Annotated in this window: 25 protein-coding genes and 1 pseudogene; 22 read left to right on the plus strand and 4 right to left on the minus strand. The window is 58.5% G+C overall.

Annotated elements, in window-relative coordinates; genetic code table 11:
• The first annotated feature begins 65 nt into the window (after positions 1 to 65).
• The 7 genes from ACA044_RS05685 to ispD all read left to right on the plus strand — a co-directional run bounded on the left by ACA044_RS05685 (position 66) and on the right by ispD (position 7,858).
• A complete protein-coding gene (locus ACA044_RS05685) occupies positions 66 to 1,013 on the plus strand; it encodes an acetyl-CoA carboxylase carboxyltransferase subunit alpha (RefSeq protein WP_497445505.1) in 948 nt (315 codons plus the stop codon).
• Positions 1,014 to 1,173: 160 nt separating this feature from the next.
• Positions 1,174 to 2,502, plus strand: a complete 1,329-nt coding sequence (gene tilS / locus ACA044_RS05690) for a tRNA lysidine(34) synthetase TilS (RefSeq protein ID WP_497445506.1) — start codon at positions 1,174 to 1,176, stop codon at positions 2,500 to 2,502.
• A gap of 274 nt (positions 2,503 to 2,776) precedes the next feature.
• Complete coding sequence (gene pyrG, locus ACA044_RS05695; RefSeq protein WP_497445507.1) at positions 2,777 to 4,408, plus strand: CTP synthase; 1,632 nt, start codon at positions 2,777 to 2,779, stop codon at positions 4,406 to 4,408.
• A 5-nt stretch (positions 4,409 to 4,413) separates the two neighbouring features.
• Entirely contained in the window at positions 4,414 to 5,259 is an 846-nt protein-coding gene (gene kdsA, locus ACA044_RS05700; RefSeq protein WP_497445508.1) for a 3-deoxy-8-phosphooctulonate synthase, read from the plus strand.
• Between the two features lie 155 nt (positions 5,260 to 5,414).
• On the plus strand, positions 5,415 to 6,704 hold the full coding sequence (eno, locus tag ACA044_RS05705; RefSeq protein ID WP_008072676.1) for a phosphopyruvate hydratase: 1,290 nt from the start codon (positions 5,415 to 5,417) through the stop codon (positions 6,702 to 6,704).
• Positions 6,705 to 6,875: 171 nt separating this feature from the next.
• Positions 6,876 to 7,154, plus strand: a complete 279-nt coding sequence (ftsB, locus tag ACA044_RS05710) for a cell division protein FtsB (protein ID WP_007907178.1) — start codon at positions 6,876 to 6,878, stop codon at positions 7,152 to 7,154.
• Positions 7,151 to 7,858: a 2-C-methyl-D-erythritol 4-phosphate cytidylyltransferase gene (gene ispD / locus ACA044_RS05715; RefSeq protein ID WP_497445509.1), complete on the plus strand. Its 708-nt coding sequence runs from the start codon at positions 7,151 to 7,153 to the stop codon at positions 7,856 to 7,858. The genes ftsB and ispD overlap by 4 nt, the downstream gene beginning before the upstream one ends.
• A 176-nt stretch (positions 7,859 to 8,034) precedes the next feature.
• Here the strand turns inward: ispD and ACA044_RS05720 are convergent, their stop codons facing one another.
• Positions 8,035 to 8,931 carry a LysR substrate-binding domain-containing protein gene (locus ACA044_RS05720; protein WP_497445510.1) on the minus strand — a complete coding sequence of 299 codons (897 nt, stop codon included), beginning with the start codon at positions 8,929 to 8,931 and terminating at the stop codon, positions 8,035 to 8,037.
• Positions 8,932 to 9,037: 106 nt separating this feature from the next.
• Between ACA044_RS05720 and ACA044_RS05725 the strand changes: the two genes are divergently transcribed.
• From ACA044_RS05725 to rpoS, 8 genes are all read left to right on the plus strand, one after another.
• The gene (locus ACA044_RS05725; protein WP_018927002.1) at positions 9,038 to 10,150 is read left to right on the plus strand and encodes an S-(hydroxymethyl)glutathione dehydrogenase/class III alcohol dehydrogenase; all 1,113 of its coding nucleotides are present in this window, start codon (positions 9,038 to 9,040) and stop codon (positions 10,148 to 10,150) included.
• 8 nt (positions 10,151 to 10,158) lie between these two features.
• On the plus strand, positions 10,159 to 11,004 hold the full coding sequence (gene fghA, locus ACA044_RS05730) for an S-formylglutathione hydrolase (RefSeq protein WP_497445511.1): 846 nt from the start codon (positions 10,159 to 10,161) through the stop codon (positions 11,002 to 11,004).
• Positions 11,005 to 11,047: 43 nt separating this feature from the next.
• On the plus strand, positions 11,048 to 11,521 hold the full coding sequence (ispF, locus tag ACA044_RS05735) for a 2-C-methyl-D-erythritol 2,4-cyclodiphosphate synthase (protein ID WP_007907189.1): 474 nt from the start codon (positions 11,048 to 11,050) through the stop codon (positions 11,519 to 11,521).
• Positions 11,518 to 12,576 (plus strand): tRNA pseudouridine(13) synthase TruD, encoded by a 1,059-nt coding sequence (gene truD, locus ACA044_RS05740; protein WP_497445512.1) that lies wholly within the window; start codon positions 11,518 to 11,520, stop codon positions 12,574 to 12,576. The genes ispF and truD overlap by 4 nt, the downstream gene beginning before the upstream one ends.
• Positions 12,564 to 13,313, plus strand: a complete 750-nt coding sequence (gene surE / locus ACA044_RS05745) for a 5'/3'-nucleotidase SurE (protein ID WP_497445513.1) — start codon at positions 12,564 to 12,566, stop codon at positions 13,311 to 13,313. Before truD ends, surE begins: the two co-directional genes overlap by 13 nt.
• 41 nt (positions 13,314 to 13,354) lie before the next feature.
• Complete coding sequence (locus tag ACA044_RS05750) at positions 13,355 to 13,990, plus strand: protein-L-isoaspartate(D-aspartate) O-methyltransferase (RefSeq protein WP_497447169.1); 636 nt, start codon at positions 13,355 to 13,357, stop codon at positions 13,988 to 13,990.
• A 211-nt stretch (positions 13,991 to 14,201) separates the two neighbouring features.
• Entirely contained in the window at positions 14,202 to 15,059 is an 858-nt protein-coding gene (locus ACA044_RS05755) for a peptidoglycan DD-metalloendopeptidase family protein (protein ID WP_192344226.1), read from the plus strand.
• 106 nt (positions 15,060 to 15,165) lie between these two features.
• Positions 15,166 to 16,173: an RNA polymerase sigma factor RpoS gene (gene rpoS / locus ACA044_RS05760; protein ID WP_007907200.1), complete on the plus strand. Its 1,008-nt coding sequence runs from the start codon at positions 15,166 to 15,168 to the stop codon at positions 16,171 to 16,173.
• Positions 16,174 to 16,659: 486 nt separating this feature from the next.
• On the opposite strand, the gene fdxA is transcribed toward rpoS, so the two are convergent.
• From fdxA to ACA044_RS05775, 3 genes are all read right to left on the minus strand, one after another.
• A complete protein-coding gene (gene fdxA, locus ACA044_RS05765; RefSeq protein WP_003222178.1) occupies positions 16,660 to 16,983 on the minus strand; it encodes a ferredoxin FdxA in 324 nt (107 codons plus the stop codon).
• A 142-nt stretch (positions 16,984 to 17,125) separates the two neighbouring features.
• Positions 17,126 to 19,693 (minus strand): DNA mismatch repair protein MutS, encoded by a 2,568-nt coding sequence (mutS, locus tag ACA044_RS05770; protein WP_497447170.1) that lies wholly within the window; start codon positions 19,691 to 19,693, stop codon positions 17,126 to 17,128.
• A 241-nt stretch (positions 19,694 to 19,934) separates the two neighbouring features.
• Positions 19,935 to 20,858, minus strand: a complete 924-nt coding sequence (locus tag ACA044_RS05775; protein ID WP_497445514.1) for a hypothetical protein — start codon at positions 20,856 to 20,858, stop codon at positions 19,935 to 19,937.
• 285 nt (positions 20,859 to 21,143) lie between these two features.
• On the opposite strand from ACA044_RS05775, the gene ACA044_RS05780 reads away from it, so the two are divergent.
• The 7 genes and pseudogenes from ACA044_RS05780 to ACA044_RS05810 all read left to right on the plus strand — a co-directional run bounded on the left by ACA044_RS05780 (position 21,144) and on the right by ACA044_RS05810 (position 26,312).
• Positions 21,144 to 21,878, plus strand: coding sequence for an XRE family transcriptional regulator (locus tag ACA044_RS05780; RefSeq protein WP_497447171.1), 735 nt, complete (start codon positions 21,144 to 21,146; stop codon positions 21,876 to 21,878).
• Between the two features lie 510 nt (positions 21,879 to 22,388).
• A complete protein-coding gene (locus ACA044_RS05785) occupies positions 22,389 to 22,967 on the plus strand; it encodes a DUF642 domain-containing protein (RefSeq protein ID WP_497445515.1) in 579 nt (192 codons plus the stop codon).
• A gap of 69 nt (positions 22,968 to 23,036) precedes the next feature.
• The gene (locus ACA044_RS05790) at positions 23,037 to 23,387 is read left to right on the plus strand and encodes a phage holin family protein (protein ID WP_497445516.1); all 351 of its coding nucleotides are present in this window, start codon (positions 23,037 to 23,039) and stop codon (positions 23,385 to 23,387) included.
• Positions 23,388 to 23,424: 37 nt separating this feature from the next.
• Positions 23,425 to 23,676, plus strand: a pseudogene (locus ACA044_RS05795) (phage late control D family protein); the annotation flags it as partial.
• A gap of 367 nt (positions 23,677 to 24,043) precedes the next feature.
• On the plus strand, positions 24,044 to 24,628 hold the full coding sequence (locus tag ACA044_RS05800; RefSeq protein ID WP_497445517.1) for a phage tail terminator protein: 585 nt from the start codon (positions 24,044 to 24,046) through the stop codon (positions 24,626 to 24,628).
• Positions 24,625 to 24,807, plus strand: a complete 183-nt coding sequence (locus ACA044_RS05805) for a DUF2635 domain-containing protein (protein ID WP_053152846.1) — start codon at positions 24,625 to 24,627, stop codon at positions 24,805 to 24,807. Before ACA044_RS05800 ends, ACA044_RS05805 begins: the two co-directional genes overlap by 4 nt.
• Positions 24,807 to 26,312, plus strand: coding sequence for a phage tail sheath subtilisin-like domain-containing protein (locus ACA044_RS05810; protein WP_497445518.1), 1,506 nt, complete (start codon positions 24,807 to 24,809; stop codon positions 26,310 to 26,312). The genes ACA044_RS05805 and ACA044_RS05810 overlap by 1 nt, the downstream gene beginning before the upstream one ends.
• Positions 26,313 to 26,348: the final 36 nt, after the last annotated feature.

A 26,348-nucleotide genomic window follows, 5' to 3' on the forward strand; every position in this document is an offset into this window, starting at 1 on the left:
GTAGGGCGCGAATAGACAACTGGCCGGCCCAAGCTCTCTTGGATGTCGACCCAAGACGGACGCCTATGAACCCGAATTTTCTAGATTTCGAACAGCCGATCGCCGACCTGCAAGCCAAGATCGAAGAGTTGCGCTTGGTCGGTAATGACAATTCGCTGAATATCGGCGATGAGATCTCCCGCCTGCAGGACAAGAGCAGCACGCTGACCGAAGACATCTTCGGCAAGCTGACCAGTTGGCAGATCGCACGTCTCGCGCGTCATCCGAAACGTCCGTATACCCTGGACTACATCGAACACATCTTCACCGAGTTCGATGAGCTGCACGGCGACCGTCACTTCTCTGACGACGCTGCCATCGTTGGCGGTATTGCCCGCCTGGACGACCAGCCGGTGATGATCATCGGTCACCAGAAAGGCCGCGATGTGCGCGAGAAGGTTCGCCGCAACTTCGGCATGCCGCGTCCGGAAGGCTACCGCAAGGCGTGCCGTCTGATGGAAATGGCCGAGCGTTTCAAAATGCCGATCCTGACCTTCATCGACACCCCGGGCGCTTACCCTGGCATCGACGCCGAAGAGCGCAACCAGAGCGAAGCGATTGCCTGGAACCTGCGCGTCATGGCTCGCCTGAAAACCCCAATTATTGCCACCGTGATCGGTGAGGGTGGTTCCGGTGGTGCACTGGCGATCGGCGTCTGCGATCAGCTGAACATGCTGCAATATTCGACCTACGCGGTGATTTCGCCGGAAGGTTGCGCTTCGATTCTGTGGAAAACTTCCGAGAAGGCTCCGGATGCTGCCGAGGCCATGGGCATCACTGCCGAGCGTCTGAAGGGCCTGGGCATTGTCGATAAAGTGATCGGCGAGCCATTGGGCGGCGCTCATCGTGATCCGGCCGCTACGGCTGCCTCGATCCGCGCCGAACTGAGCTCGCAACTGGCGATGCTGAAGAAGTTCGACAACGACGCGCTGCTGGCCCGTCGTTACGAGCGTCTGATGAGCTACGGTCTCTGATCTGACCAAGCTTCAATGTGGGAGCGGCGGTGCGACGATTCGACTTGCTCGCGAAAGCGGTATAACAGTCGACATCTTTGTTGAATGTTAAGCAGCCTTCGCGAGCAAGTCGAATCGTCGCACCGCCGCTCCCACATTTGATTTGTGCGAAGTGATCGATATGAGTCAGCCTACGATTGATCTGCCAGCCAGACTTCTTCTGAATCTGGCTCCGTGGCGCAACGCCACAACCTGGCGCATCGCGTTCTCCGGTGGTCTTGACTCCATCGTTCTGCTGCACCTTCTCGCGCACCTTGCGAAAAACCAATCCCTGCCGGCGCTGACTGCCATCCATGTCCATCACGGCCTTCAGGCTGCGGCTGATGCGTGGCCGGAACATTGTCAGTCGGTCTGTGATGCGTTGGGAGTGCCGCTAGAGGTTGTGCGCGTTCAGGTTGAACCGGGTGCCAGCCTTGAACGTGCGGCGCGGGATGCGCGTTATGGCGCCTTCATTGCGGTGACTCACGCCGGCGAAGTGCTGCTCACTGGCCAACACCGTGACGATCAGGCGGAAACCCTGTTGTTTCGGCTGTTACGTGGGGCAGGAGTGAGAGGCTTGTCGGGGATGCCAAGCGAGCGACCTTTGGGTCAAGGGCACCTGCTGCGGCCGTTACTTGATGTCACGCGCGCCGAGCTTGAGGCCTACGCGACTGAATATCAGTTGAGCTGGATCGAAGATCCTTCGAACCAGGACCGACAGTTCTCGCGCAATTACCTGCGTCATCAGGTGTTCCCTGTTTTGACCGCACGCTGGCCGCAAGCGGTGACGACCATGGCTCGCAGCGCCGCGCACCTGAGCGAGGCGCAGGGACTGCTCGACGAATTGGCGCAAATCGATCTGGCCCACGCCCGCACCGTCAACGATTTCGATTGGCTGGGTTTGCCGTCGCTGGAGCTGGCACCACTGGAAAAACTGTCTGATGCGCGTCAGCGCAATGCGTTAAGCCATTGGCTCAAGCCACTGACGACTTTGCCGGACAGTGACCATTGGTCGGGTTGGGAAAATTTGCGCGATGCGACCGGCGATGCGCGTCCGGTCTGGCGGTTGGCGGAGGGTGAACTGCATCGCGCCGGCGGGCGTCTCTGGTGGTTGTCGGGTAGTTGGTTGCGCACTGCGCCATCCCCGGGGTCTTGGGCTGATCCCACGGTATCACTGGTGTTGCCGGATAACGGTGTGCTCACACTCACAGGTCAGATCCCCAATGGCCCGCTGCAGATCCGCTATCGCGAGGGAGGCGAGGTCATGAATCTGGCCGATCGCGGTCACCGTGACTTGAAGCGTTTGCTCAACGAAAGCGGCATCCCGAGCTTCGCCCGTGGCAGATTGCCGCTGGTCTACAGAGGCCAGCAATTGCTGGCGGTGGCGAACCTGCAGGGGCTAAATGGCGATATGCAGAGTGGCTGGAATTTGCACTGGCAGCCGCTGATCGAAGATCAAGGTTTGAGCTGAAAGGGGCTTTCCGGTAGACTACGCTCCCTTCTTGATACAACTTCTGTGGATTCGCCTGAATCGCAGGAGTTGCCGATTACCAAGCAGTCTTTGCTGGGCGATTCCAAAAAATGTGTAGCGAGCAACCTACTGGTGTTTCATCTACCGGTCTGTCCCAACGCGGCGGTTTTTTTGAAAGGTGCACTGTGATTAATGCAGGTGATCGGGGGCTTCGGCCTTCCTTCGCTTTCCCCGGCGGCTCGGACCGCTTTAACGCAGACTTCTAGGGTTTTTCATGACGCGCTACATATTCGTCACGGGCGGTGTTGTTTCTTCATTGGGGAAAGGCATTGCCTCGGCTTCATTGGCGGCCATCCTGGAGGCGCGGGGACTTAAGGTCACCATGCTGAAGCTGGACCCGTACATCAACGTTGACCCGGGCACCATGAGCCCGTTCCAGCACGGTGAAGTGTTCGTCACCCATGACGGCGCCGAGACCGACCTGGACCTGGGCCACTATGAGCGGTTCATCCGCACGACCATGACCCAGAACAACAACTTCACTACCGGCCGTGTCTACGAACACGTGCTGCGCAAAGAGCGCCGTGGTGATTACCTGGGCGCAACCATTCAGGTGATCCCGCACATCACCGACGAAATCAAGCGCCGGATCATCAAAGGCGCCGGCGATGCCGACGTGGCCATGGTCGAAATCGGTGGCACCGTGGGTGACATCGAGTCGCAACCGTTCCTCGAAGCGATCCGTCAATTGCGTTTCGAAGTCGGCGCCAAGCGCGCGATGCTGATGCACCTGACACTGGTGCCGTACATCGCCACCGCCGGCGAAACCAAAACCAAGCCAACTCAGCACTCGGTCAAGGAACTGCGTTCCATCGGCCTGCAACCTGATGTGCTGGTATGCCGCTCCGATCACCCGATCGATATCTCTTCGCGTCGCAAGATCGCGCAGTTCACCAACGTTGAAGAACGTGCGGTGATCGCGCTGGAAGACGCCGACACCATCTACAAGATCCCGGGCATTCTGCACTCCCAGGGCCTGGATGATTTCGTCGTCGAGCGTTTCGGTCTGCAATGCGATAGCGCCGATCTGTCCGAGTGGGAAGCGGTGGTCGATGCCAAGCTCAACCCTGAGCACGAAGTCACCATCGCCATGGTCGGCAAGTACATGGAGCTGCTGGACGCCTACAAATCGCTGATCGAAGCGATGAGTCACGCCGGCATCAGCAACCGTACCAAGGTCAACCTGCGCTACATCGACTCCGAAGACATCGAAAACCAGGGCACCGCGCTGCTGGAAGGCGTCGACGCCATCCTGGTACCGGGTGGCTTCGGTCTGCGTGGCGTGGAAGGCAAGATCACCGCCGTTCAATACGCTCGCGAAAACAAGGTTCCGTACCTGGGCATCTGCCTGGGCATGCAAGTGGCCGTTATCGAGTTCGCTCGTAACGTCATGGGCTGGAAAGACGCCAACTCCACAGAGTTCGATCGCGCCAGCGGTCACCCGGTGGTGGGGCTGATCACCGAGTGGGAAGATGCCACCGGCGCAGTCGAAACCCGTACCGAAGCCTCCGACCTGGGCGGCACCATGCGCCTCGGCGCTCAGGATTGCCTGCTTGAGCCAGGTTCCCTGGTGCACGATTGCTACGCCAAGGACGTGATCGTCGAGCGTCACCGTCATCGCTACGAAGTGAACAACAACCTGCTGCCGCAAATCATGGAGGCCGGCCTGAAAATCTCCGGTCGTTCCGGTGATGGCGCGCTGGTTGAAGTGGTCGAAGCGCCGGATCATCCGTGGTTCGTCGCTTGCCAGTTCCACCCTGAGTTCACCTCTACTCCACGTGACGGTCACCCGTTGTTCAGCGGTTTCGTCAAAGCCGCTTTGGCTCAACATCAGAAGAAGGCTTGAACTTCATGGCGCAGAAAATCATCCGCGTAGGCAACATCGAGATCGCTAACGACAAGCCGATGGTGCTGTTCGGTGGCATGAACGTACTGGAAAGCCGCGACATGGCGATGCAGGTCTGCGAAGAGTACGTAAAGGTTACCGAGAAACTCGGTATCCCTTACGTGTTCAAGGCCAGTTTCGACAAGGCCAACCGTTCTTCTGTGACCTCTTACCGTGGCCCCGGCCTGGAAGAGGGCATGCGGATTTTCCAGGACATCAAGCAAGCGTTCGGCGTGCCGATCATCACCGACGTCCACGAGCCTGATCAGGCCGCGGTCGTCGCTGAAGTCTGCGACATCATCCAGCTGCCGGCCTTCCTGTCACGCCAGACTGACCTCGTGGTCGCGATGGCCAAGACCGGTGCGGTGATCAACATCAAGAAAGCCCAGTTCCTCGCGCCTCAGGAAATGAAACACATCCTGAACAAATGCGTAGAAGCCGGTAACGATCAGTTGATCCTCTGCGAGCGTGGTTCGAGCTTCGGCTACAACAACCTGGTGGTCGACATGCTTGGCTTCGGCATCATGAAGCAGTTCGAATACCCGGTGTTCTTCGACGTGACCCACGCGCTGCAAATGCCCGGCGGTCGCTCCGATTCCGCCGGCGGTCGTCGCGGCCAGGTCACCGACCTGGCCAAGGCCGGCATGAGCCAGTCGCTGGCCGGCCTGTTCCTCGAAGCGCACCCGGACCCGGACAACGCCAAATGCGACGGCCCCTGCGCCTTGCGTCTGGACAAACTGGAACCCTTCCTGGCTCAACTCAAAGCACTGGACGAACTGGTGAAGAGTTTTCCAACGGTAGAAACCGCGTAAACCCCGATTCTCCGGTAAAGTACCGCACGGTTTATTGCTCAGGCCCTCAGGCTTGAGCCTTATCGTCCGCAAGCCTGCCCGCTGTCTGTCTCTGCCGACGATAAAAGATTTCCTTCAGCTGCGTCGTTTTCGTCAACTTTGGAGTGTTTACAACAATGGCAAAAATCGTCGACATCAAAGGTCGTGAAGTTCTCGACTCCCGTGGCAATCCCACTGTGGAAGCAGACGTGCTTCTCGATAACGGCATCATCGGCAGCGCTTGCGCGCCGTCCGGTGCTTCTACTGGCTCGCGTGAAGCGCTCGAGCTGCGTGATGGCGACAAGAGCCGTTACCTGGGTAAGGGTGTGCTCAAGGCAGTAGCCAACATCAACGGTCCGATCCGTGATCTGTTGCTGGGTACAGACCCAAGCGACCAAAAAGCGCTGGATCACGCGATGATCAAGCTCGACGGCACTGAAAACAAAGCGACCCTGGGCGCCAACGCGATCCTCGCCGTTTCCCTGGCCGCGGCCAAGGCAGCAGCACAGGACCAGGACCTGCCGCTGTACGCTCACATTGCCAACCTGAACGGCACCCCGGGTGTTTACTCGATGCCGGTTCCGATGATGAACATCATCAACGGTGGCGAGCACGCTGATAACAACGTCGACATCCAGGAATTCATGGTTCAGCCGGTAGGCGCCAAGTCTTTCTCGGAAGGTCTGCGCATGGGCACCGAGATTTTCCATCACCTCAAAGCCGTTCTGAAGGCCCGTGGCCTGAGCACTGCCGTCGGTGACGAAGGTGGTTTCGCGCCGAACCTGGCCTCCAACGAAGACGCTTTGAAAGTGATCTCCGAAGCCGTGGCCAACGCCGGTTACAAGCTGGGCACCGACGTGACCCTGGCACTGGACTGCGCGGCCAGCGAATTCTACGAAGACGGCAAGTACAACCTGTCCGGCGAAGGCCAGGTGTTCACCGCTGAAGGTTTCGCCGACTACCTGAAAGGCCTGACCGAGCGTTACCCGATCATCTCCATCGAAGACGGTCTGGACGAGTCCGACTGGGCTGGCTGGAAAATCCTCACCGACAAAATCGGCGAAAAGACCCAACTGGTGGGCGACGACCTGTTCGTGACCAACACCAAGATCCTGAAAGAAGGCATCGATAAAAAGATCGCCAACTCGATCCTGATCAAGTTCAACCAGATCGGCACCCTGACCGAAACCCTGGAAGCCATCCAGATGGCCAAGGCCGCTGGTTATACCGCCGTGATCTCGCACCGCTCCGGCGAAACCGAAGATTCGACCATTGCCGACCTGGCTGTGGGCACTGCGGCTGGCCAGATCAAGACCGGCTCCCTGTGCCGTTCCGACCGCGTTTCCAAGTACAACCAACTGCTGCGTATCGAAGAGCAGTTGAATGGCAAAGCCAAGTACAACGGTCGTAGCGAATTCCGCGGCTGATTGCTAAACGGTAAAAAGACACCGGATTGTGTCGGAAAAATCGCGACAGCGATGGATTTGCCACTAATCTGATGCCTTAAGAGCACAAGCCTGGTTATTCCAGGCTTCGTGCTATCAGAAGCTTCAAAGTTTTGGCATGGCTGTCTTTTTTTACTGGATACCTGATATTCGATGCGCAGTCCCAATTGGTTGTTCCTCGTCTTGCTCTTGCTGCTGGCCGGCCTGCAGTACCGCCTGTGGGTGGGTAATGGCAGCCTGGCGCAAGTGGCCGAGCTGAAGCAGCAGATTGCGGATCAGCATGCCGAGAACGAGGCGTTGCTGGAGCGTAATCGGGTGATGGACGCCGAAGTCAGCGAATTGAAAAAGGGCATGGAGACCGTTGAAGAACGGGCTCGTCATGAGTTGGGCATGGTCAAGGATGGTGAAACCCTTTACCAGTTGGCCCAATGATTGAGTCGTTACCGGCCTTCTGGGCTGTAATTCCTGCCGCGGGCGTCGGTGCCCGTATGGCCGCGGACCGTCCCAAGCAATACTTGCAGCTGGGCGGGCGCACTATTCTCGAACACAGCCTCGGCTGTTTCCTCGATCATCCTGCCCTGAAGGGGTTGGTGGTCAGTCTTGCAATCGACGATCCTTACTGGCCGAACCTGGCGTGTGCAGCCGATCCGCGTATTCAGCGGGTCGAAGGTGGCGCCGAGCGTTCCGGGTCGGTGCTCAATGCCTTGCTGCATCTGCATGCCCAGGGCGCTGACGATGAGGATTGGGTGTTGGTTCACGATGCCGCACGGCCAAATCTGGCGCGTGACGATCTCGATAAATTGCTCAGTGAACTGGCTGACGATCCGGTGGGCGGTCTGTTGGCGGTGCCTGCGCGCGATACCCTCAAACGAGTCGACAAGCATGGGCGTGTGCTGGAAACGGTGGATCGCAGTGTGATCTGGCAGGCTTATACACCGCAGATGTTTCGTCTTGGCGCCTTGCATCGGGCACTGGCGGATAGTCTGGTGGCGGACGTTGTCATCACCGATGAAGCCTCGGCCATGGAATGGTCGGGCCAGGCGCCGCGTCTGATTGAAGGGCGATCCGATAACATCAAAGTCACTCGCCCCGAAGACCTTGAGTGGTTGCGGCAGCGTTGGGCCAACCGCCGCTAAGTCTTTTCGTGTTCAGTCGGGGCACCGCGTCGCGCCTTTCGCGAGCAAGCCTGCTCCCACATTCGATCTCGGTCGGTTGTATGTTTGGAGTCTGACGCAGAACCAGTGTGGGAGCGGGCTTGCTCGCGAAAGCGGTAGCCAAGGCAATGAACCTGCCATTACGTTCACTGATAGAGCTAACTCCGGTACTCCGGCCGTTCGGCCAACCCTTCCTTCAAGTAATCCACCAACTTTCGTACCTTCGGCGACAGATGCCGTTGCTGTGGGTAAAGCGCCCAAACCGCTGTGTTTGGCGGCTGATGCGCTTCCAGCAGCGAAATCAATTCACCGCTTTTCAGATGCTCCAGGACGTAGTAATCCGGCAACTGACACAACCCAACCCCTTGTAGCGCCGCATCCAGCACTGCTTGCCCACTGTTGCAGCGCCAGTTTCCCTGTACTCGCTGGGAAAATTCCCGCCCGTTCTGCTCCAACTGCCAGATATCCGAGCTGCCGATGAGGCAGTTATGTCGACTCAGTTCCGACAGGCTGTGTGGGCGACCGTACCGTTCCAGGTAGGACGGCGAGGCGCACAGGTACATGCGTCGTGGCGCCAGGCGTGTTGCGACCAACCTTGAGTCCTGCAGGCGGCCGAGACGGATGGCCAGGTCCAGCCCTTCATGCACCAGATCGAGCGGTCGGTTGCTCAGCTCGATGTCGACGCGCAGTTGCGGATACAACCCCATGAAGCGAGTCACCAGAGGCACGATGAATCGTTCGCCGTAGGCCACGGCACAGGTCATGCGCAGCATGCCCTTGGGTTCGCTGGTCAGGTCGCCGACAGCGCGCAGTGCTTCTTCGCGACCGTCCTGCAAACGCTGGCAATGTTGCAAAAAGGTTTGCCCGGCCTCGGTCAGCGTGACCCGGCGGGTACTGCGATAAAGCAAACGGGTTTGCAGGCGCTCTTCCAGCCGTACGATTTGGCGACTGATGTGAGAGGAAGAAACCCCAAGGCGCTCAGCCGCAGCGGTGAATTGGCTGCACTCGGCCACGGCGACGAACTCATCGATGCCTTCCCAGCGGTTTTCGGACATCAGGATTATCCCTGTATGGCAATAATGTTTTGCTTTTGTTCTGATTATTCATCGTAAGGCGCTGTATTACACTCCTTGTCTCGTTTTTATTTACTGGAGAGCCAGCATGATCAAGTCGCGCGCCGCCGTTGCCTTCGAGGCCAAGAAACCCCTCGAAATCGTTGAAGTCGATGTCGCCATGCCCAAGGCCGGTGAAGTTCTGTTGCGCGTGGTCGCTTCCGGTGTCTGCCATACCGATGCCTACACCCTCTCGGGCGCGGACCCGGAAGGCATCTTCCCGTCGATTCTGGGTCACGAAGGTGGCGCGGTGGTCGAAGCGATCGGTGAGGGCGTGACCTCGGTCGCCGTCGGCGATCACGTGATCCCGCTGTACACCCCGGAATGTGGCAAGTGCAAATTCTGTCTGTCGGGTAAGACCAACCTCTGCCAGGCGATTCGTGCGACTCAGGGGAAAGGCCTGATGCCGGATGGAACTTCGCGTTTTTCCTACAAGGGTGAAACGATTTTCCACTACATGGGCACCTCGACGTTCTCCGAATACACCGTGCTGCCGGAAATCTCCGTCGCCAAAATTCCTAAAGAAGCACCACTGGAAAAAGTCTGCCTGCTGGGCTGCGGCGTCACCACCGGCATTGGCGCGGTGATCAACACCGCCAAGGTCAAACCGGGTGACACCGTCGCCATCTTCGGCTTGGGCGGCATCGGTCTGTCGGCTGTGATCGGCGCAGTCAAAGCCAAGGCCGGGCGGATCATCGCCATCGACATCAATCCGGCCAAGTTCGAAATCGCCAGGCAATTGGGCGCTACCGATTGTGTAAACCCGAAAGACTTCGATCGTCCGATTCAGGAAGTGATCGTCGACATGACCGATGGCGGCGTCGACTTTTCTTTCGAGTGCATCGGCAACGTCCAATTGATGCGTGCTGCACTTGAGTGCTGCCATAAAGGTTGGGGGGAGTCGGTGATCATCGGCGTGGCCGGTGCCGGTCAGGAAATCTCCACCCGTCCGTTCCAGTTGGTTACCGGTCGCGTCTGGCGCGGTTCGGCATTCGGTGGCGTTCGCGGGCGTACCGAGTTGCCAAGCTACGTCGAAATGGCCCAGACCGGCGAGATCCCGCTGGATACTTTCATCACCCACACCATGGGCCTGGAAGATATCAACAAGGCATTCGACCTGATGCATGAAGGCAAAAGCATCCGTAGCGTCATCCATTTCTGAGGTCGGTCATGAGCCTGGAAAATATCTCCTGTCAGAAGAGCTTCGGCGGTTGGCACAAGCGCTATCGCCATCGCTCAGAAGTGCTTGGTTGCGACATGGTGTTTGCCGTGTACCTGCCGCCGCAAGCGGAGCAGGGCGGCAAACTACCGGTGCTGTACTGGTTGTCCGGCCTGACCTGCACCGACGAGAACTTCATGCAAAAGGCCGGCGCCATGCGCATGGCCGCCGAGCTGGGGCTGATCATCGTCGCACCGGACACCAGCCCTCGCGGTCCTGATGTGCCGGGTGATCCGGACGGCGCCTGGGACTTCGGTCTCGGTGCCGGGTTTTATCTGAATGCCACGCAGGAACCCTGGTCCCGGCACTATCGGATGCATGACTATGTCGTGCAGGAATTGCCGGCATTGGTCGAAGCGCATTTCCCTGCGTCGGACAAGCGTGGCATCAGCGGTCACTCCATGGGTGGCCACGGTGCGCTGGTTTGCGCGTTGCGCAATCCGGGGCGTTATCTATCGGTGTCGGCGTTCTCGCCGATCAACAACCCGATGGATTGCCCCTGGGGTCAGAAAGCCTTTTCCCGTTATCTGGGCGAAGACCGTTCGAAGTGGCGCGAGTGGGATGCCTGTGCATTGATCGCCGAGGCTGACGAGAAGCTGCCGCTGCTGGTCGATCAGGGTGATCGCGATGATTTCCTGGCCACCCAGCTCAAGCCTGAAGCCTTGCAACAGGCAGCCAAACTGGCGGGTCATCCGCTGACGTTGCGTTTGCAACCGGGCTACGACCACAGTTATTTCTTCATCGCCAGCTTCATTGACGACCACTTGCAGCATCACGCACGCGCCCTAGGCGTCTAATGCAGGTAGAATCACGCCCTGACAAAAATCGGGGCGTTTTTTTATGCGTATTGGCCACGGCTACGATGTGCACCGTTTCGCTGAAGGCGATTTCATTACTCTGGGCGGTGTGCGGATTGCACACGGCTTCGGGCTGCTCGCCCATTCCGACGGTGATGTCCTGCTGCACGCCTTGAGCGATGCCTTGCTCGGTGCTGCCGCGCTGGGTGATATCGGCAAGCACTTCCCCGACACCGACCCGCAATTCAAGGGGGCCGACAGCCGGGTATTGTTGCGTCACGTCGTCGCACTGATCCACGCCAAGGGCTGGAAAGTCGGCAACGTGGATAACACCATCGTCGCCCAGGCCCCGAAAATGGCCCCGCATATCGAATCGATGCGCGCGCTGATTGCCGCGGATCTTCAAGTTGAGTTGGATCAAGTGAACGTGAAAGCTACCACCACCGAAAAGCTTGGCTTTGTCGGTCGCGAAGAAGGCATTGCCGTGCACTCCGTTGCCCTGTTGTTGCGCGCATGAACGAACTGCAATTGCTCGGCCCGCGAGCCTATGGTCAAGCCCTCGGCAGTGCGGTGCTGAAAGCCACCGCGGAAGATTTTCAGGTCGATGAAGTCCTCGATATTCCCCTCAGCGGCGAAGGCGAACACCTGTGGATCTGGGTGGAGAAGCGTGGCCTGAATACCGAAGAAGCAGCACGGCGTATCGCCAAGGCGGCGGGCGTGCCCTTGCGTACTGTCAGCTATGCGGGCCTCAAGGATCGTCAGGCACTGACTCGCCAGTGGTTCAGCGTGCAACTGCCGGGCAAGGCCGATCCTGATCTGTCGGCGGCGGAAAACGACACACTGAAAATCCTCAAGACCGGCCGGCATAAACGCAAACTGCAACGCGGTGCCCATTCGGCCAACGGCTTCACTTTGCGCCTGACCCAGTTCGCCGGTGACAAGGTGGCAATCGAAGAGCGTCTGCAACTGATCGCCAGGCAAGGTATTCCCAATTATTTCGGTGCTCAGCGTTTTGGTCATGACGGTGGCAACGTTGTCGATGCCCGTGCCTGGGCGGCGCGCAAGGCCTTGCCGGAGCAACGCAATGTGCGTTCGCGCCTGCTCTCCACCGCGCGCAGTTTTCTGTTCAACCAGGTGTTGGCGGCGCGCGTCGCCGATGGCACCTGGCAGCGCGCTCAGGTGGGCGATCTGCTGGCGTTCACCGACAGCCGCAGTTTCTTTCCGGCCGGTGTTGCCGAATGCAGCGACCCACGTCTGGCAATTCTCGACCTGCATCCGACCGGCCCGCAATGGGGCGAAGGTGACTCACCAGCGTCGGGCGCTGTCCATGAACTGGAGCAGGCAATTGCCGCTCGCGAAGCGGATCTGCGCGATTGGTTGATTAACGCCGGAATGAACCACGAACGTCGAATTCTGCGGCTGCCCATTGGCGGGTTGACGTGGCATTATCCCGAGCCTGACATTCTGCAACTGGAATTCGTCCTCCCGGCCGGATGCTTCGCCACTGTATTGGTGCGCGAACTCGTCGATCTGGTGCCGGTGGGGCAGACGGACAGCCCATGCGTATTCTGATTTCTAACGACGATGGGGTAACAGCACCCGGTCTCGCCGCGCTTTATGCTGCGCTGGCGGATTACACCGAATGCGTGGTTATCGCCCCGGACCAGGACAAAAGCGGCGCCAGCAGTTCGCTGACGCTCGACCGTCCGTTGCACCCGCAAACCCTGGCCAACGGCTTTATCAGCCTCAACGGCACACCCACCGACTGCGTGCACCTGGGCCTTAACGGCTTGTTGGAGTTCGAGCCGGACATGGTGGTTTCCGGCATCAACCTGGGGGCCAACCTGGGGGATGACGTGCTGTATTCCGGCACCGTGGCAGCGGCCCTCGAAGGACGTTTCCTTGAGCGTCCTTCGTTTGCCTTTTCGTTCGTCTCACGGCAAGTAGAGAACCTTCCCACAGCCGCCTATTTTGCGCGCAAACTGGTAGAGGCCCACGCGGATCTTGATCTGCCACCGCGCACGGTACTGAATGTGAACATTCCCAACTTGCCGCTGGATCACATCCGCGGTATCCAGCTGACCCGTCTCGGCCACCGCGCCCGGGCTGCCGCGCCAATGAAAGTAGTCGACCCGCGCGGCAAATCCGGTTACTGGATCGCCGCAGCGGGGGACGCTGAAGATGGCGGCCCGGGCACCGATTTCCATGCGGTGATGCAAGGCTATGTTTCAATCACTCCACTGCAACTGGATCGCACCTTTAATGATGCCTTCAGAAGTCTCGATGGCTGGCTGGAGGGATTGCGCTAATGGCTCGTGAACAAGACGATATTCTGCATCGCGGTATTGGGATGACCTCCCAACGGACCCGCGAACGCCTGATTCAGCGCCTCTATGAAGAAGGGGTGTCGAACACCAAGGTGCTGGAAGTCATCCGCCGCACGCCGCGTCACCTGTTCGTCGATGAGGCGTTGGCCCATCGCGCCTATGAAGATACGGCGCTGCCGATCGGGCATAACCAGACCATCTCCCAGCCTTATATGGTGGCTCGCATGAGCGAGCTGCTGCTGGAAGCCGGTCCTCTGGATAAGGTGCTGGAAATCGGTACCGGTTCGGGTTACCAGACGGCGGTGCTGTCGCAGTTGGTCGAGCGGGTTTTTTCCGTGGAGCGTATCAAGGTTCTGCAAGACCGGGCCAAGGAGCGCCTGGTGGAACTGAACCTGCGCAACGTGGTATTTCGCTGGGGCGATGGCTGGGAAGGCTGGCCAGCGCTGGCGCCTTACAACGGCATTATCGTCACCGCCGTGGCCACCGACGTGCCTCAGGCATTGCTCGACCAATTGGCACCGGGCGGACGGCTGGTGATTCCGGTTGGTTCCGGTGAGGTTCAACAATTGATGTTGATCATCCGTGAAGAGCAGGGCTTTTCCAGGCGTGTTCTGGGGGCGGTGCGCTTTGTGCCATTGCTCAATGGGCCATTGGCCTGAGCATTTGTTTCAACGCGCTGAATTCTCTTCGATTGCCCGGGTCTTACAGCGGCATCGATTGGCTAAACGCAATTCATCGTCATGCAGTAAACGTATGTGTGAAGTGAATCCGCTTCATTGAAGGTAAAGCCTGTTCGGCCCGATATACTTGCGACATTTCGTGCCGGAGTACGGCAATCCACATTTTCAGCCACCACAAAGGGAGCGGCGGGTGAGTCTCACAGTCATTGCGCAGCGAATGGGTATAACGAGCTTTCAGCGTCTGGTGACTGGCCTTGTCTTGAGTACCTTGCTGGTCGGATGTTCCAGCACCAAATCAGGTAGTGCGAGTGTCGTCGATCGCAATAACGCGGTCGCCCAGCGTCCGGCTGTGACCACTGGCCAGTACGTTGTCCGACCCAAGGACACCTTGTTCTCCATCGCTTTTCGCTACGGTTGGGACTACAAAGCCCTCGCGGCACGGAACAACATTCCTACGCCTTACACGATCCATCCGGGTCAGACGATTCGCTTTGACGGTCGCAGTGGTTCAACGCCGACGGCGGTCGTGAGTTCGTCCAGTTCTTCGCCTTCGTCGTCGAGTAAAACCACAGTAATTCGGCGCCAGGCAAATGGCGCGACAACCACTACAACAGTGCTTGCACCGTCCGTCGCCAACAAGCCGGCACCCGCGCCACTGCCTCCTGCCGGTCCGGCCCCGACGGGCTGGGGGTGGCCTTCTAGTGGCATTCTGATTGGTAAATTCTCTTCAAACGGTAGTTTGAATAAAGGAATTGATATCGCCGGAGATTTGGGACAGCCTGTTTTAGCTGCGTCTGATGGGACGGTGGTATACGCCGGGAGTGGCTTAAGGGGCTACGGCGAATTAGTCATCATCAAACACAGCGATACCTACGTCAGTGCCTACGGACATAACCGCAGGTTGTTGGTTCGGGAGGGGCAGCAGGTCAAAGTCGGACAGACAATTGCCGAAATGGGGTCAACAGGTACAGACCGGGTGAAGCTGCATTTTGAGATTCGCCGACAAGGTAAACCGGTAGATCCGCTGCAATTCCTGCCACGTCGTTGATTTGTTAGCCAGCCTGTTCCGTCACGTAGAGGGAACAGGCTCCAGCGTTGCCAGGGATAAAGGCGCCGCTTGAGCTTGAGGTCGAACTCACCAAAGGACTATAACAATGGCTCTCAGTAAAGAAGTGCCGGAGTTTGACATCGACGATGAGGTTCTCCTGATGGAGACCGGCATCGCTACGGATTCGATGTCGAATGATGAAGGGGATGCACCACCTTCCGTTCGTGCCAAATCCAAACACTCCGCTTCGCTTAAGCAACACAAGTACATCGACTACACACGGGCACTCGATGCCACGCAGCTGTACCTCAACGAAATCGGCTTTTCCCCATTGCTCTCCCCGGAAGAAGAAGTTCATTTTGCGCGCTTGTCGCAAAGTGGTGATCCGGCCGGGCGCAAGCGCATGATTGAAAGCAACCTGCGGCTGGTGGTGAAAATCGCCCGGCGTTACGTCAATCGTGGGCTGTCGCTGCTGGACCTGATCGAAGAGGGCAACCTCGGCCTGATCCGGGCAGTAGAAAAGTTCGATCCCGAACGTGGCTTCCGCTTTTCGACCTACGCGACCTGGTGGATTCGTCAGACCATCGAGCGCGCGATCATGAATCAAACCCGGACCATCCGGTTGCCGATCCATGTGGTCAAAGAGCTCAACGTGTACTTGCGAGCTGCACGGGAGCTGACTCAAAAGCTCGATCACGAACCCTCCCCCGAAGAAATCGCCAACCTGCTGGAAAAACCGGTAGGCGAGGTCAAGCGCATGCTCGGCCTGAACGAGCGGGTTTCTTCGGTCGACGTCTCGCTGGGTCCGGATTCGGATAAAACCCTGCTGGACACCCTTACCGATGATCGCCCGACCGATCCATGCGAACTGTTGCAGGACGACGACCTGTCACAGAGCATCGATCAGTGGCTCTCGGAGCTGACCGACAAGCAACGCGAGGTGGTCGTACGCCGCTTCGGCTTGCGAGGTCACGAGAGCAGCACGCTTGAAGATGTAGGCCTGGAAATCGGCCTGACCCGGGAGCGGGTCAGGCAAATTCAGGTTGAAGGCCTCAAGCGTCTTCGGGAGATTCTCGAGAAAAACGGCCTGTCGAGTGAATCGCTGTTCCAATAAGCAATTCGCTCAACCGATAACAAAAAGCCCCGACTGATTCGGGGCTTTTTGTTGCCGAAAATATGGAAAGGGAGTCGTCTCCGACATCCATCTCAGGTTTGTAGTCTCGTGCTGTAAGTCTTTGCTTACTCTTTCGTAAGTGTTCGTTATTTTTACACCCTGGCAGTCGTCTATTCCAAACTTTGTGATGGTGTATCTAATTGATTTATATGATTATTATTTTATACGAACAACATATGACAAACGATTTTAGCGCCAGGGGCCGATTGCTCTTGGTGGGGAACTCTCTAGTATTTGAACTGTGTCGACGGATAGACACGCCCTTCAAGGAAGAGGGGAATGGACATCGCAGGAAGCGGTTCATCAGGACGATGAAAAGGAACACAAGGAATAGGGAAAAAATGTGGGCGGGTAATACCGCCCCTTTTTTTGCCTGCAGAAAAGCAAAAAGGCCCGCAAGGGGCCTTTTCGGGAACGCAGGAATAATCAGCGTTCGAGGTCTTTGATCTTGCCTTTGACGCCATCCCACTCTTCGGCATCGGGCAACGATTCTTTCTTCTCGGTGATATTGGGCCAGATTTCCGCCAGCTCAACGTTCAGCTGAATGAATTCCTGCATATCTTCCGGAACTTCATCTTCGGAGAAGATGGCCACGGCAGGGCATTCGGGTTCGCACAGGGCGCAGTCGATGCACTCATCCGGGTGAATCACCAGGAAGTTCGGGCCTTCGTAAAAGCAGTCCACCGGACAGACTTCTACGCAGTCGGTGTACTTGCACTTGATGCAGTTGTCGGTGACGACGAAGGTCATTTCTAATTCTCTCCTCAGGCGGCGGCAGCGGAGCCCCTTCAGGACGGGGTCGCCAGGTTCGGGAGCGATAGTCTGCAGGCCAGGCTATTAGCCTGCAGCATCCCAAACCGCGCGAGATTCTAACAGCTTGCACGCAAGTGCGTTAGATCCGTGTCTTTAATGTATAGAGCATTTCCAAAGCCCTGCGTGGTGTCAGGTCATCCAGGTCGAGCTTGGCCAGCTCATCCAGCACCGGGTGCGGCAGGCTGGCGAACATGTCGCTTTGCTGCGGCGTGACCGGTTTGCCTTTGGCCGGCTTCGGAACCTCATGAGGCAGCGCTGTGGATTCCAGTCGGCTCAAGTGTTCGCGAGCGCGCACGATCACTTCGCTCGGCACACCGGCCAACTGAGCAACCGCCAGGCCATAACTCTGGCTGGCAGGCCCAGGCAACACGTGGTGCAGGAACACGATGCGTTCGTTGTGTTCGGTGGCATTGAGGTGCACGTTGGCCACCAGCGGCTGGGCTTCCGGCAGCACCGTCAGCTCGAAATAGTGGGTGGCGAACAGTGTGTAGGCCCGCAGGTGCGCCAAACGCTCGGCCGCGGCCCAGGCAAGGGACAGGCCGTCGAAGGTGCTGGTACCGCGTCCGACTTCGTCCATCAGCACCAGGCTGCGTTCGGTGGCGTTGTGCAGGATGTTCGCGGTTTCGCTCATTTCGACCATGAAGGTCGAGCGCCCGCCAGCCAGGTCATCGCTGGAACCGATCCGGGTGAAGATCCGGTCGACCAAGGACAATTCGCAACTGGCTGCCGGCACGAAACTGCCGATATGCGCCAACAGTACGATCAACGCGGTCTGACGCATGTAGGTGGATTTACCGCCCATGTTCGGACCGGTGATCACCAGCATGCGGGTGTTGTCGTCGAGGTTCAGGTCGTTGGCCACGAACGGCGTGGTGAGTACTTGCTCGACCACCGGGTGACGGCCCTGGCTGATGCGCATGCACGGCTCGCTGACGAAGCGCGGGCAGTTCAGGTCCAGGTTCAGTGCACGCTCGGCGAGGTTGCTCAGCACGTCCAGTTCGGCCAGTGCGGCGGCGGTGTCTTGCAAGGGCGGCAACTGGGCGATCAGGTCTTCGAGCAGCGCTTCGTACAGCATCTTCTCGCGAGCCAGGGCCCGGCTCTTGGCCGACAGCGCCTTGTCTTCGAACGCCTTCAGTTCTGGCGTGATGAAGCGCTCGGCGCCTTTAAGAGTCTGGCGGCGGATATAGTCCGCCGGCGCTGACTCGGCTTGCTTGCTCGGCAACTCGATGAAGTAACCATGAATGCGGTTGTAGCCGACTTTGAGGTTGGCCAGGCCGGTGCGGGCCTTCTCCCGGGCTTCAAGATCGATCAGGAACTGCCCGGCGTTTTCGCTCAGCGATTGCAACTCGTCGAGTTCGCTGTCGTAACCGGTTTTCAACACGCCGCCGTCACGGATGACGGCGGGCGGATTATCGATAATGGCTTTTTCCAGCAGCGCCGCCAGTTCCGGGTAGGTGCTGGTGGTCGTGGCCAGTTGAATGATGTGCGGGGCTTCAAGCTCGGCCATCGCTCGCTGCAACTCTGGCAATGCACCGAGAGCATCGCGCAGACGCGCCAGGTCACGAGGACGGGCATTGCGCAGGCCGATCCGCGCCAGAATCCTCTCGATGTCACCGATTTCCTTGAGCTGCGGTTGCAGTTTTTCGAAGCGGTAACCGTCGAGCAGGCAAGTGATCGAGCTCTGACGCGCCAGCAATACGGTCAAATCCCGCAGCGGACGGTTCAGCCAACGGGTCAGCAGGCGGCTGCCCATGGAGGTCTGGCAGCGGTCGACCACCGATTGCAAGGTGTTGTCGCGACCGCCGGCCAGGTTGGTGTCCAGTTCCAGGTTGCGACGGCTCGCGCCGTCCAGCACCACGGTGTCGTCCAGGCGTTCATGACGCAGGCTGCGCAAGTGCGGCAGGGCGGTGCGTTGGGTTTCCTTGGCATAGCTGAGCAGGCAGCCAGCAGCGCCGATCGCCAGGGTCAGGTTCTCGCAGCCGAAACCTTTCAGGTCCTGGGTGGAAAACTGCTGGCAAAGACTTTTCAGCGCCGAGTCGCGCTCGAAATCCCACGGCGCACGGCGACGAACCCCACGACGTTTCTCCGCCGGCAGGTCCTTCGGCCAGTCGTCCGGGATCATCAACTCAACCGGATTGACCCGCTCCAGTTCCGCCAGCAGGTTTTCCCAGCCTTTGATCTCCAGTACGGTGAAGTTGCCGCTGGTGATGTCCAGCACCGCCAGACCGAACAGACGCTCGTCACCCAGCACCGCCGCGATCAGGTTGTCCCGACGCTCATCCAGCAGCGCTTCATCGCTGACCGTGCCGGGTGTGATGATCCGCACCACCTGACGATCCACCGGGCCTTTGCTGGTGGCCGGATCGCCGACCTGCTCACAGATCACCACCGACTCGCCCAGCTTCACCAGTTTCGCCAGGTAACCTTCCGCGGCGTGGTAAGGAATCCCACACATCGGAATCGCCTGACCCGCCGATTGCCCGCGAGCCGTCAGGGTGATGTCCAGCAACTTGGCGGCCTTCTTCGCGTCTTCATAGAAGATCTCGTAGAAGTCGCCCATGCGGTAGAACATCAGCTGGTCAGGGTGCTGGTTCTTCAGGCGCCAGTACTGCTGCATCATTGGCGTGTGAGAGGAGAGATCTGAAATCGCTTTATTCATCAGTGGCTTGGCGTTATTCGTTCAAGTGTGTGGGGCAAAAATGGGGCGTTTCGAATGGGCATGGGGCCGATATTTTGAGAACCTCCACGCTGCAACGCTATTTTGTGCGCGTGAGGGTAACATGGGGGAAGGTCCTATGGCTTCGCGGGAGCGTAGAGACGATCACTCATCGGAAGGGGTAGGAAAATGACTCAGTGATTTCGGTGAGGACGACGTCAAAGCGAACTGATCAACCTATCAGTCTGGATATGCTCTTCGTCCAAAAGTGTTTAATTCTGAACAAAATCTTACTCATGGGGGTGGAAACCAACTTCCTGCGGGCCTCTCGCGCCAGCTCCAAGTAATGGCGAGACGGATTGAGCATAGACTCAGGCTCGACGAAGAAGTCGATAGACACAGCGCGGCGCCCATAGAAAATCTGATGCGCAACGAGACGACTATCCACCACCCACACATCCCCTGGCTCGAAGAAACCTATATGACGCGGTTGGTCATCCCACCATTCCCGACTTGTTTTGCCGAACACGGACCGGTTCATCTCGGTCCACAAGTCATTGTCTGAAAGGTCGGAGAGACTGGTCATGCTCACGCGCTGGCTTGCCAGCTCAACCACCTTGTCCGCTTGCCAGCTCGTATGCCAGATGCGCGGCTGGTTGTCGAGGTTGATGAACATCCGAGCGAAGTGATGCGGCAGCGCTTCACGATATGTGTCTACGTGTAGGTTTTCTGCGCAAATCTCATTAAGCCGCCAAACGACCTGTCCCTTCGTGAATCGGTATCCCTCAAACAGTTTCCGGTAAACCGGAAGCACCTGATCCAGTAGCGACGACATGTGCTGACTAATAGTCTGTGCAATTGCTGGGTCAACCCCAGAACGCTCAATCCGTTTTATCTGGTCGGCTGCATCAACTTCCGGCGCCGTCGTAATGCTCGGTGTTGTGGACAACTTCTTAAGAGCTGGCAAAGAATTTGTGTCTAACTTCGCCCAGAAATCAAAGTCGATACTAGGCCGCAAGTCAGGGAAATACAGAGCTTTCGCGTCCTCGTACTGAGAGACGATAGAGGGGATTTCGTGAGTCGGTGTATGCACCGACACCCCGGGTATCTCAACAAAATAGTCAGGAAGATTCGGGTTCTTCTTGATAATCGCCATTCTTTTTCCTGATTTATCGCTGAGGCGTCATTGCCGCATTTTTCGCGCGGGACTCTAACATAAGAAAGAGTTATTTTTGCCATGCTTCTACAGTTTCTCGGCGGCGAGCGGCGCACTTGCCATAAGCCTTCAGCACCACTTATTCCAGCCAGATTGCCAGGCATCGTAGTCCGCCTCCCCCCCTGCTTGCTTAATTGGGCGCATGGCTCCGCGAGCTTGCTGCCCAATTCAAATTATGCAAATCAGCATTTGTCTTCCGAAAAAAGATCAAGCACTATGCGCGTTATGCAAAAACGCAATGTTTCTACCGTCTTAAGAGCGCTGCTCGACCAGCACGGGATCTCCCCCACGGAGCTTCACCGTCGCACCGGCGTGCCTCAATCCACTCTCTCGCGCATCCTCAGCGGGAAGATCGTCGATCCTTCGGATAAACATATTTCGAAGATTGCCGAATACTTCGCCGTGAGCACCGATCAGTTGCGGGGCCGCGCGGATGTCACACCAGCCGCCAGCGCCGGGCGCGATGAGTTGCATTCGGAACTGAAGGATATAAGCCTGTGGGACGACGATACGCCCGTCGATGACGACGAGGTGTCGGTCCCCTTTCTTCGCGAGGTTGAATTGGCTGCTGGATCAGGAAGATTCGTCATCGAAGAGAGCGAGCGCTCTAGCCTGCGCTTCGGCAAGCGCAGTTTGCGCCACAACGGTGTGCAGTTCGACCAGGCCAAATGCGTAACCGTACGCGGCAACAGTATGTTGCCGGTGCTGCGCGATGGCGCAACGGTCGGCGTGAATGCCGGTAAATGCGGGATTGGCGATATCGTCGATGGCGACCTGTACGCCATCAACCACAATGGCCAATTGCGGGTGAAACAGCTTTATCGCCTGCCGACAGGGATTCGCCTGCGCAGCTTCAATCGCGATGAGCATCCGGACGAAGACTACAGCTTCCAGGAAATCCAGGAAGAGCAGATTGTCATCCTCGGCCACGTCTTCTGGTGGGGCATGTACGCCCGTTAACCTCACCGCTGTCAGATAAAACCCGCTGCCCGGCGGGTTTTTTTTCGCCTGTCGAAAACCGCCAACCCCTTTGTCTGCGGGACTTTTATGCGTTCGCGCATTTTCAATGCATAAATAAATGCATTTATGCATTGACTGTATATGCATCCATGCATATTCTTTGTCTCAAGCCGCCCAACAAGACGGCTCGAAACGAAGCTCTTTAGTTCCACCACAAAGGCAGCGATGAACCGGCCTCAACGGTTCAGAGGGTTGGCAACTGACCCGGGTGTGCAGCGTAAAGCACCAGAAGCAGTTATCCGGCGGGCAGGGACCGCGGTCGGAAAAACAATTTGAATGGATCCGTACCGCGCCAGTAGCGCCGAAAGATCGCACAAGAGCATTACTGAAAAGCCTGGGTAACCGGGCTTTTTGGAATGCCTGCCTAACGTCAGGTACATCAACCCTCATTGGGGGCTCCCTGTGTAGCAATCGCTGCGCAACTCACTCATTCAACGCAATAGGTAAACCATGAACGTATTCAACAAAACCATTGGCCCACTGATGCTGGCGCTGGCTCTTTTCGGCGCTGGGGGCAGCGCTACTGCTGCGAACCTCCTGGTTAACGGCAGCTTTGAACAACCCGGTTGCAGCGACAGCTGTGTACTGGACACTCCGGTGGAAGCCAACTTCATCACGGGCTGGACCACCTTTCTGTCGGGTGCCGAGTATTTCAAAGTGAGCGGTTCAATCCCTGGCACGGCAGCGGAAGGCGCAGTGATTGTCGATCTGGCCAACTATGTGTATGGCAATGGCGGCGGGATTCAACAGAACTTTGCCACCGTGGCAGGGGCCAAGTACCGATTGACCTTCAGTGCGGGTAATGCTCGGTACGCCGGTCGCTCCGGTGAGGGTGTCGTGCAAGTGAAAGTGGCCGGTCAGACCGTCACCTTCAACACGCCGACCGCCACGGGAGTCTTCATCGAGTGGAGCAGCATTACTTACGACTTCACCGCCACCACGACTCAAACGACCCTGGCTTTCTCCAACGAACAGAACCCGTACGCCAACTTTGCCTTCATCGACAACGTAATCGTTGAGCAACTGTAATTCTTTGTCGATCGACTTCAAAAAGCTCACCTATCCCCGTCACTCATCAATCACCCCAGGAGGCGTGACATGACAAACGAGCAACAAGCGTTGCTGGACATGCCGATCTGGCTGGTCATCCTCCTCGCCGTGGCGGGCGGGGTGTCCGGCGAAATGTGGCGCGCCGACAAGGAGGGCGCCCGTGGCTGGTCGCTGCTGCGGCGCCTGGCGTTGCGCTCCGGCGCCTGCATGATCTGCGGGGTGTCGGCGATCATGCTGCTGTACGCCGCCGGCGTGTCGATCTGGGCCGCCGGTGCCTTTGGCTGCCTGACGGCGATGGCCGGGGCGGACGTGGCCATCGGGCTTTACGAACGCTGGGCCGCCAAGCGGATTGGCGTTTGCGAAGTGCCACCGGGGGATTCTCGCCCCGATCAACAGTGAACCGGTGTCGCTGATCTTCGCGTTGCTATAGGAACAGGAAGAAGCGCAGGCGGTCGGCGAAGGTGAAGTGCGAAAAATGGGCCGTGAAAAGCTCAAGGTGAAAATCAGCTGTCCGGGCAATCCTGACTTTTCGGCTGAAGGGCTGGTACTGCTGGACGATACTTGGCCGGACTTCATGCGCGGTCGCTGGTCGATCGACAAAGTCACCGCCAGCGGCGATCGCACCAACAGCTATCGCTGCATGATCGAGGCGACTTGCCTTGACCCAAGTGCTGACGCCCTCGCCTGATCCAGGTTCCCTCCCAAAGCTGTAGCCAACACGCAGAACCCTGTGGGAGCGGGCTTGCCCGCGAAGACGGCAGTACATCCAACATCAATGTTGACTGACCCAGCGCTTTCGCGAGCAAGCCCGCTCCCACATTGTGTTCAGTGTTCCATACAACCCCTGCATGCAACCGAACATCCCCTGTGCGGGCTTATGTGGCGAGGGGGCTTGCCCCCGTTCGGCTGCGAAGCAGTCGTGAGTCCCGATAACTTGGTTTGTCTGGACTCACGCGGGGGGCCGCTTCGCGACCCAACGGGGGCAAGCCCCCTCGCCACATAAGCTCGCTCCCACAGGTTTCTGACTGCACCTTCCATACAACTGGAGCGCCCTCATGAAGATCACTCCGATCCTCACGCAGTTGCGTGAGCAATGCCCAACGCTTGCCAATCGCGTGGCCGCCGGCATCGACCTCGCCACGCTGCAAGCCAACACACCACTGCAAACCCCTTGCGCCTACGTCGTCCCCATGGCCGATGTGGCAAGCAAGAGCGTTGCGCAAAACCTGATGCTGCAACCGATCCGCGATCGCTTCGAAGTGACGCTGGTGCTCGATACCACGGACGCCGCGGTAGCGCTGGATCAACTGCATGACTTGCGCGCCGAATTGTGGCGCGCACTGGTGGGTTTCAAGCCCAGCAACGACTACAGCGCCATCGAGTACGACGGCGGCGAACTGGTTTCCATCAACAGCAGCCGCGTGCTCTACCGCCTGCGATTTTTTACCGAATTCCAGCTTGGCCGCAATCTGCCAGGTCAACCTGCGGAAAGCTGGCACGAGCGTGAACTGGACGGCTTGTCGTCCTTTACCGGGGTCACCGTGCGGGTCGATGCGATCGACCCGGCGGACCCCAATCTGCAACGTCCAGGCCCCGACGGGCGCCTGGAACTGACTTTCTCTGGAGACGTAACCCCATGAGCAAACGCATCACCGTGCTGCCGGCCCCCGGCCGCGCCGTGCCAGACCCGGAAGCGGGCGATCTGTTGCCCCTCGAGGGCCGTGAAGTGCCGGACAACGCCTGGTGGCGTCGACGTCTGGCCGATGGCGATATCACTACCAAAGCCGTGAAAACGGCGAAACCACAGGGAGCCAAATAATGGCGATCGGATTCAGCAACATCCCCGCGGACATTCGTGTTCCGCTGTTCTACGCCGAAATGGACAACTCGGCCGCCAATAGCGCGTCGTCGGCCATGCGCCGCCTGATCGTCGCTCAGGTCAACGACAACATCGCACCAGCCGACGTCGGCAAACTGGTGCTGGTGTCCAGCGTGGCGCTGGCCAAAAGCATTGGCGGCCAAGGCTCGATGCTCGCCTCGATGTACGAAACCTGGCGCAAGACCGACCCGATCGGCGAGATCTGGTGCCTGCCGCTGCACAACACCGAAGGCAGCATTGCCAAAGGTGTGCTGACCCTGACCGGTGCGGCGACGCAAAGCGGCGTGCTCAACCTGTACGTCGGCGGCGTTCGTGTTCAAGCGGCCATCGTCAACGGTGCCACGGCGGCTCAAGCAGCCACCGCGCTGGCGTTGAAAATCAATGCCGCTGCGGATCTGCCAGTCAGCGCTGCTGCGGTCGAAGGCGTTGTGACCCTGAGCGCCAAATGGACCGGCGACAGCGGCAATGACATCAGCCTGCAATTCAATCGCCTGGGCAAGAGCAACGGCGAAGAAACCCCGGCGGGCCTGACCTCGGCCATCACCGCCATCACCGCCATGACCGGCGGTGCCGGTGTGCCAGATCAAGTGGCCGCCGTGGCGGCGCTGGGCGATGAACCGTTCGAGTTCATCTGCATGCCGTGGTCGGATCTGTCGACCCTCAACACCTGGCAAGCCGTCATGGATGACAGCGCCGGTCGTTGGTCCTGGGCCAAGCAATTGTTCGGCCACGTCTACAGTGCCAAGCGCGGCACCCTCGGTACTCTGGTGGCAGCCGGTCAGGCGCGTAACGACCAGCACATGACCATCCAGGCGCTGGAACCGGGCGTGCCGCAACCGTTCTGGGTACAGGCCGCTGCACTGGCTGCGCGCACTTCGGTGTTCATCTCTGCCGACGCCAGCCGGCCGACCCAAAGCGGCAGCCTGCCAGGTCTTGACCCGGCACCGGCCAGCGAGCGTTTCACCCTGACCGAGCGTCAGTCGCTGCTCAACTACGGCATCGCCACCGCGTACTACGAAGGCGGCTACGTGCGCATTCAGCGTTCGATCACCACCTACCAGAAGAACGCCTACGGCCAGGCAGATAATTCCTACCTGGACAGCGAAACCATGCACCAGTCGGCGTTCATCGTGCGTCGTCTGCAAAGCGTGATCACCAGCAAATACGGTCGCCACAAACTGGCTTCCGACGGCACCCGTTTCGGCGCCGGCCAGCCCATCGTCACCCCGAGCACCATTCGAGGTGAGCTGATCGCCCAGTACGCCAAGCTCGAACTGGAAGGCCACGTGGAAAACGCCGAACTGTTCGCCGAACACCTGATCGTCGAGCGCGATGTTCAGGACCCGAGCCGGGTCAACGTGCTGTTCCCGCCGGATTACATCAACGGCCTGCGCGTATTCGCGCTGCTTAACCAGTTCCGTCTGCAGTACGACGACGCAGCCTGATCGCTGCCTTTGACTGTGTGATTTCAGCCCACCCCG

The sequence above is a fragment of the Pseudomonas sp. LBUM1673 genome, from assembly GCF_059695645.1.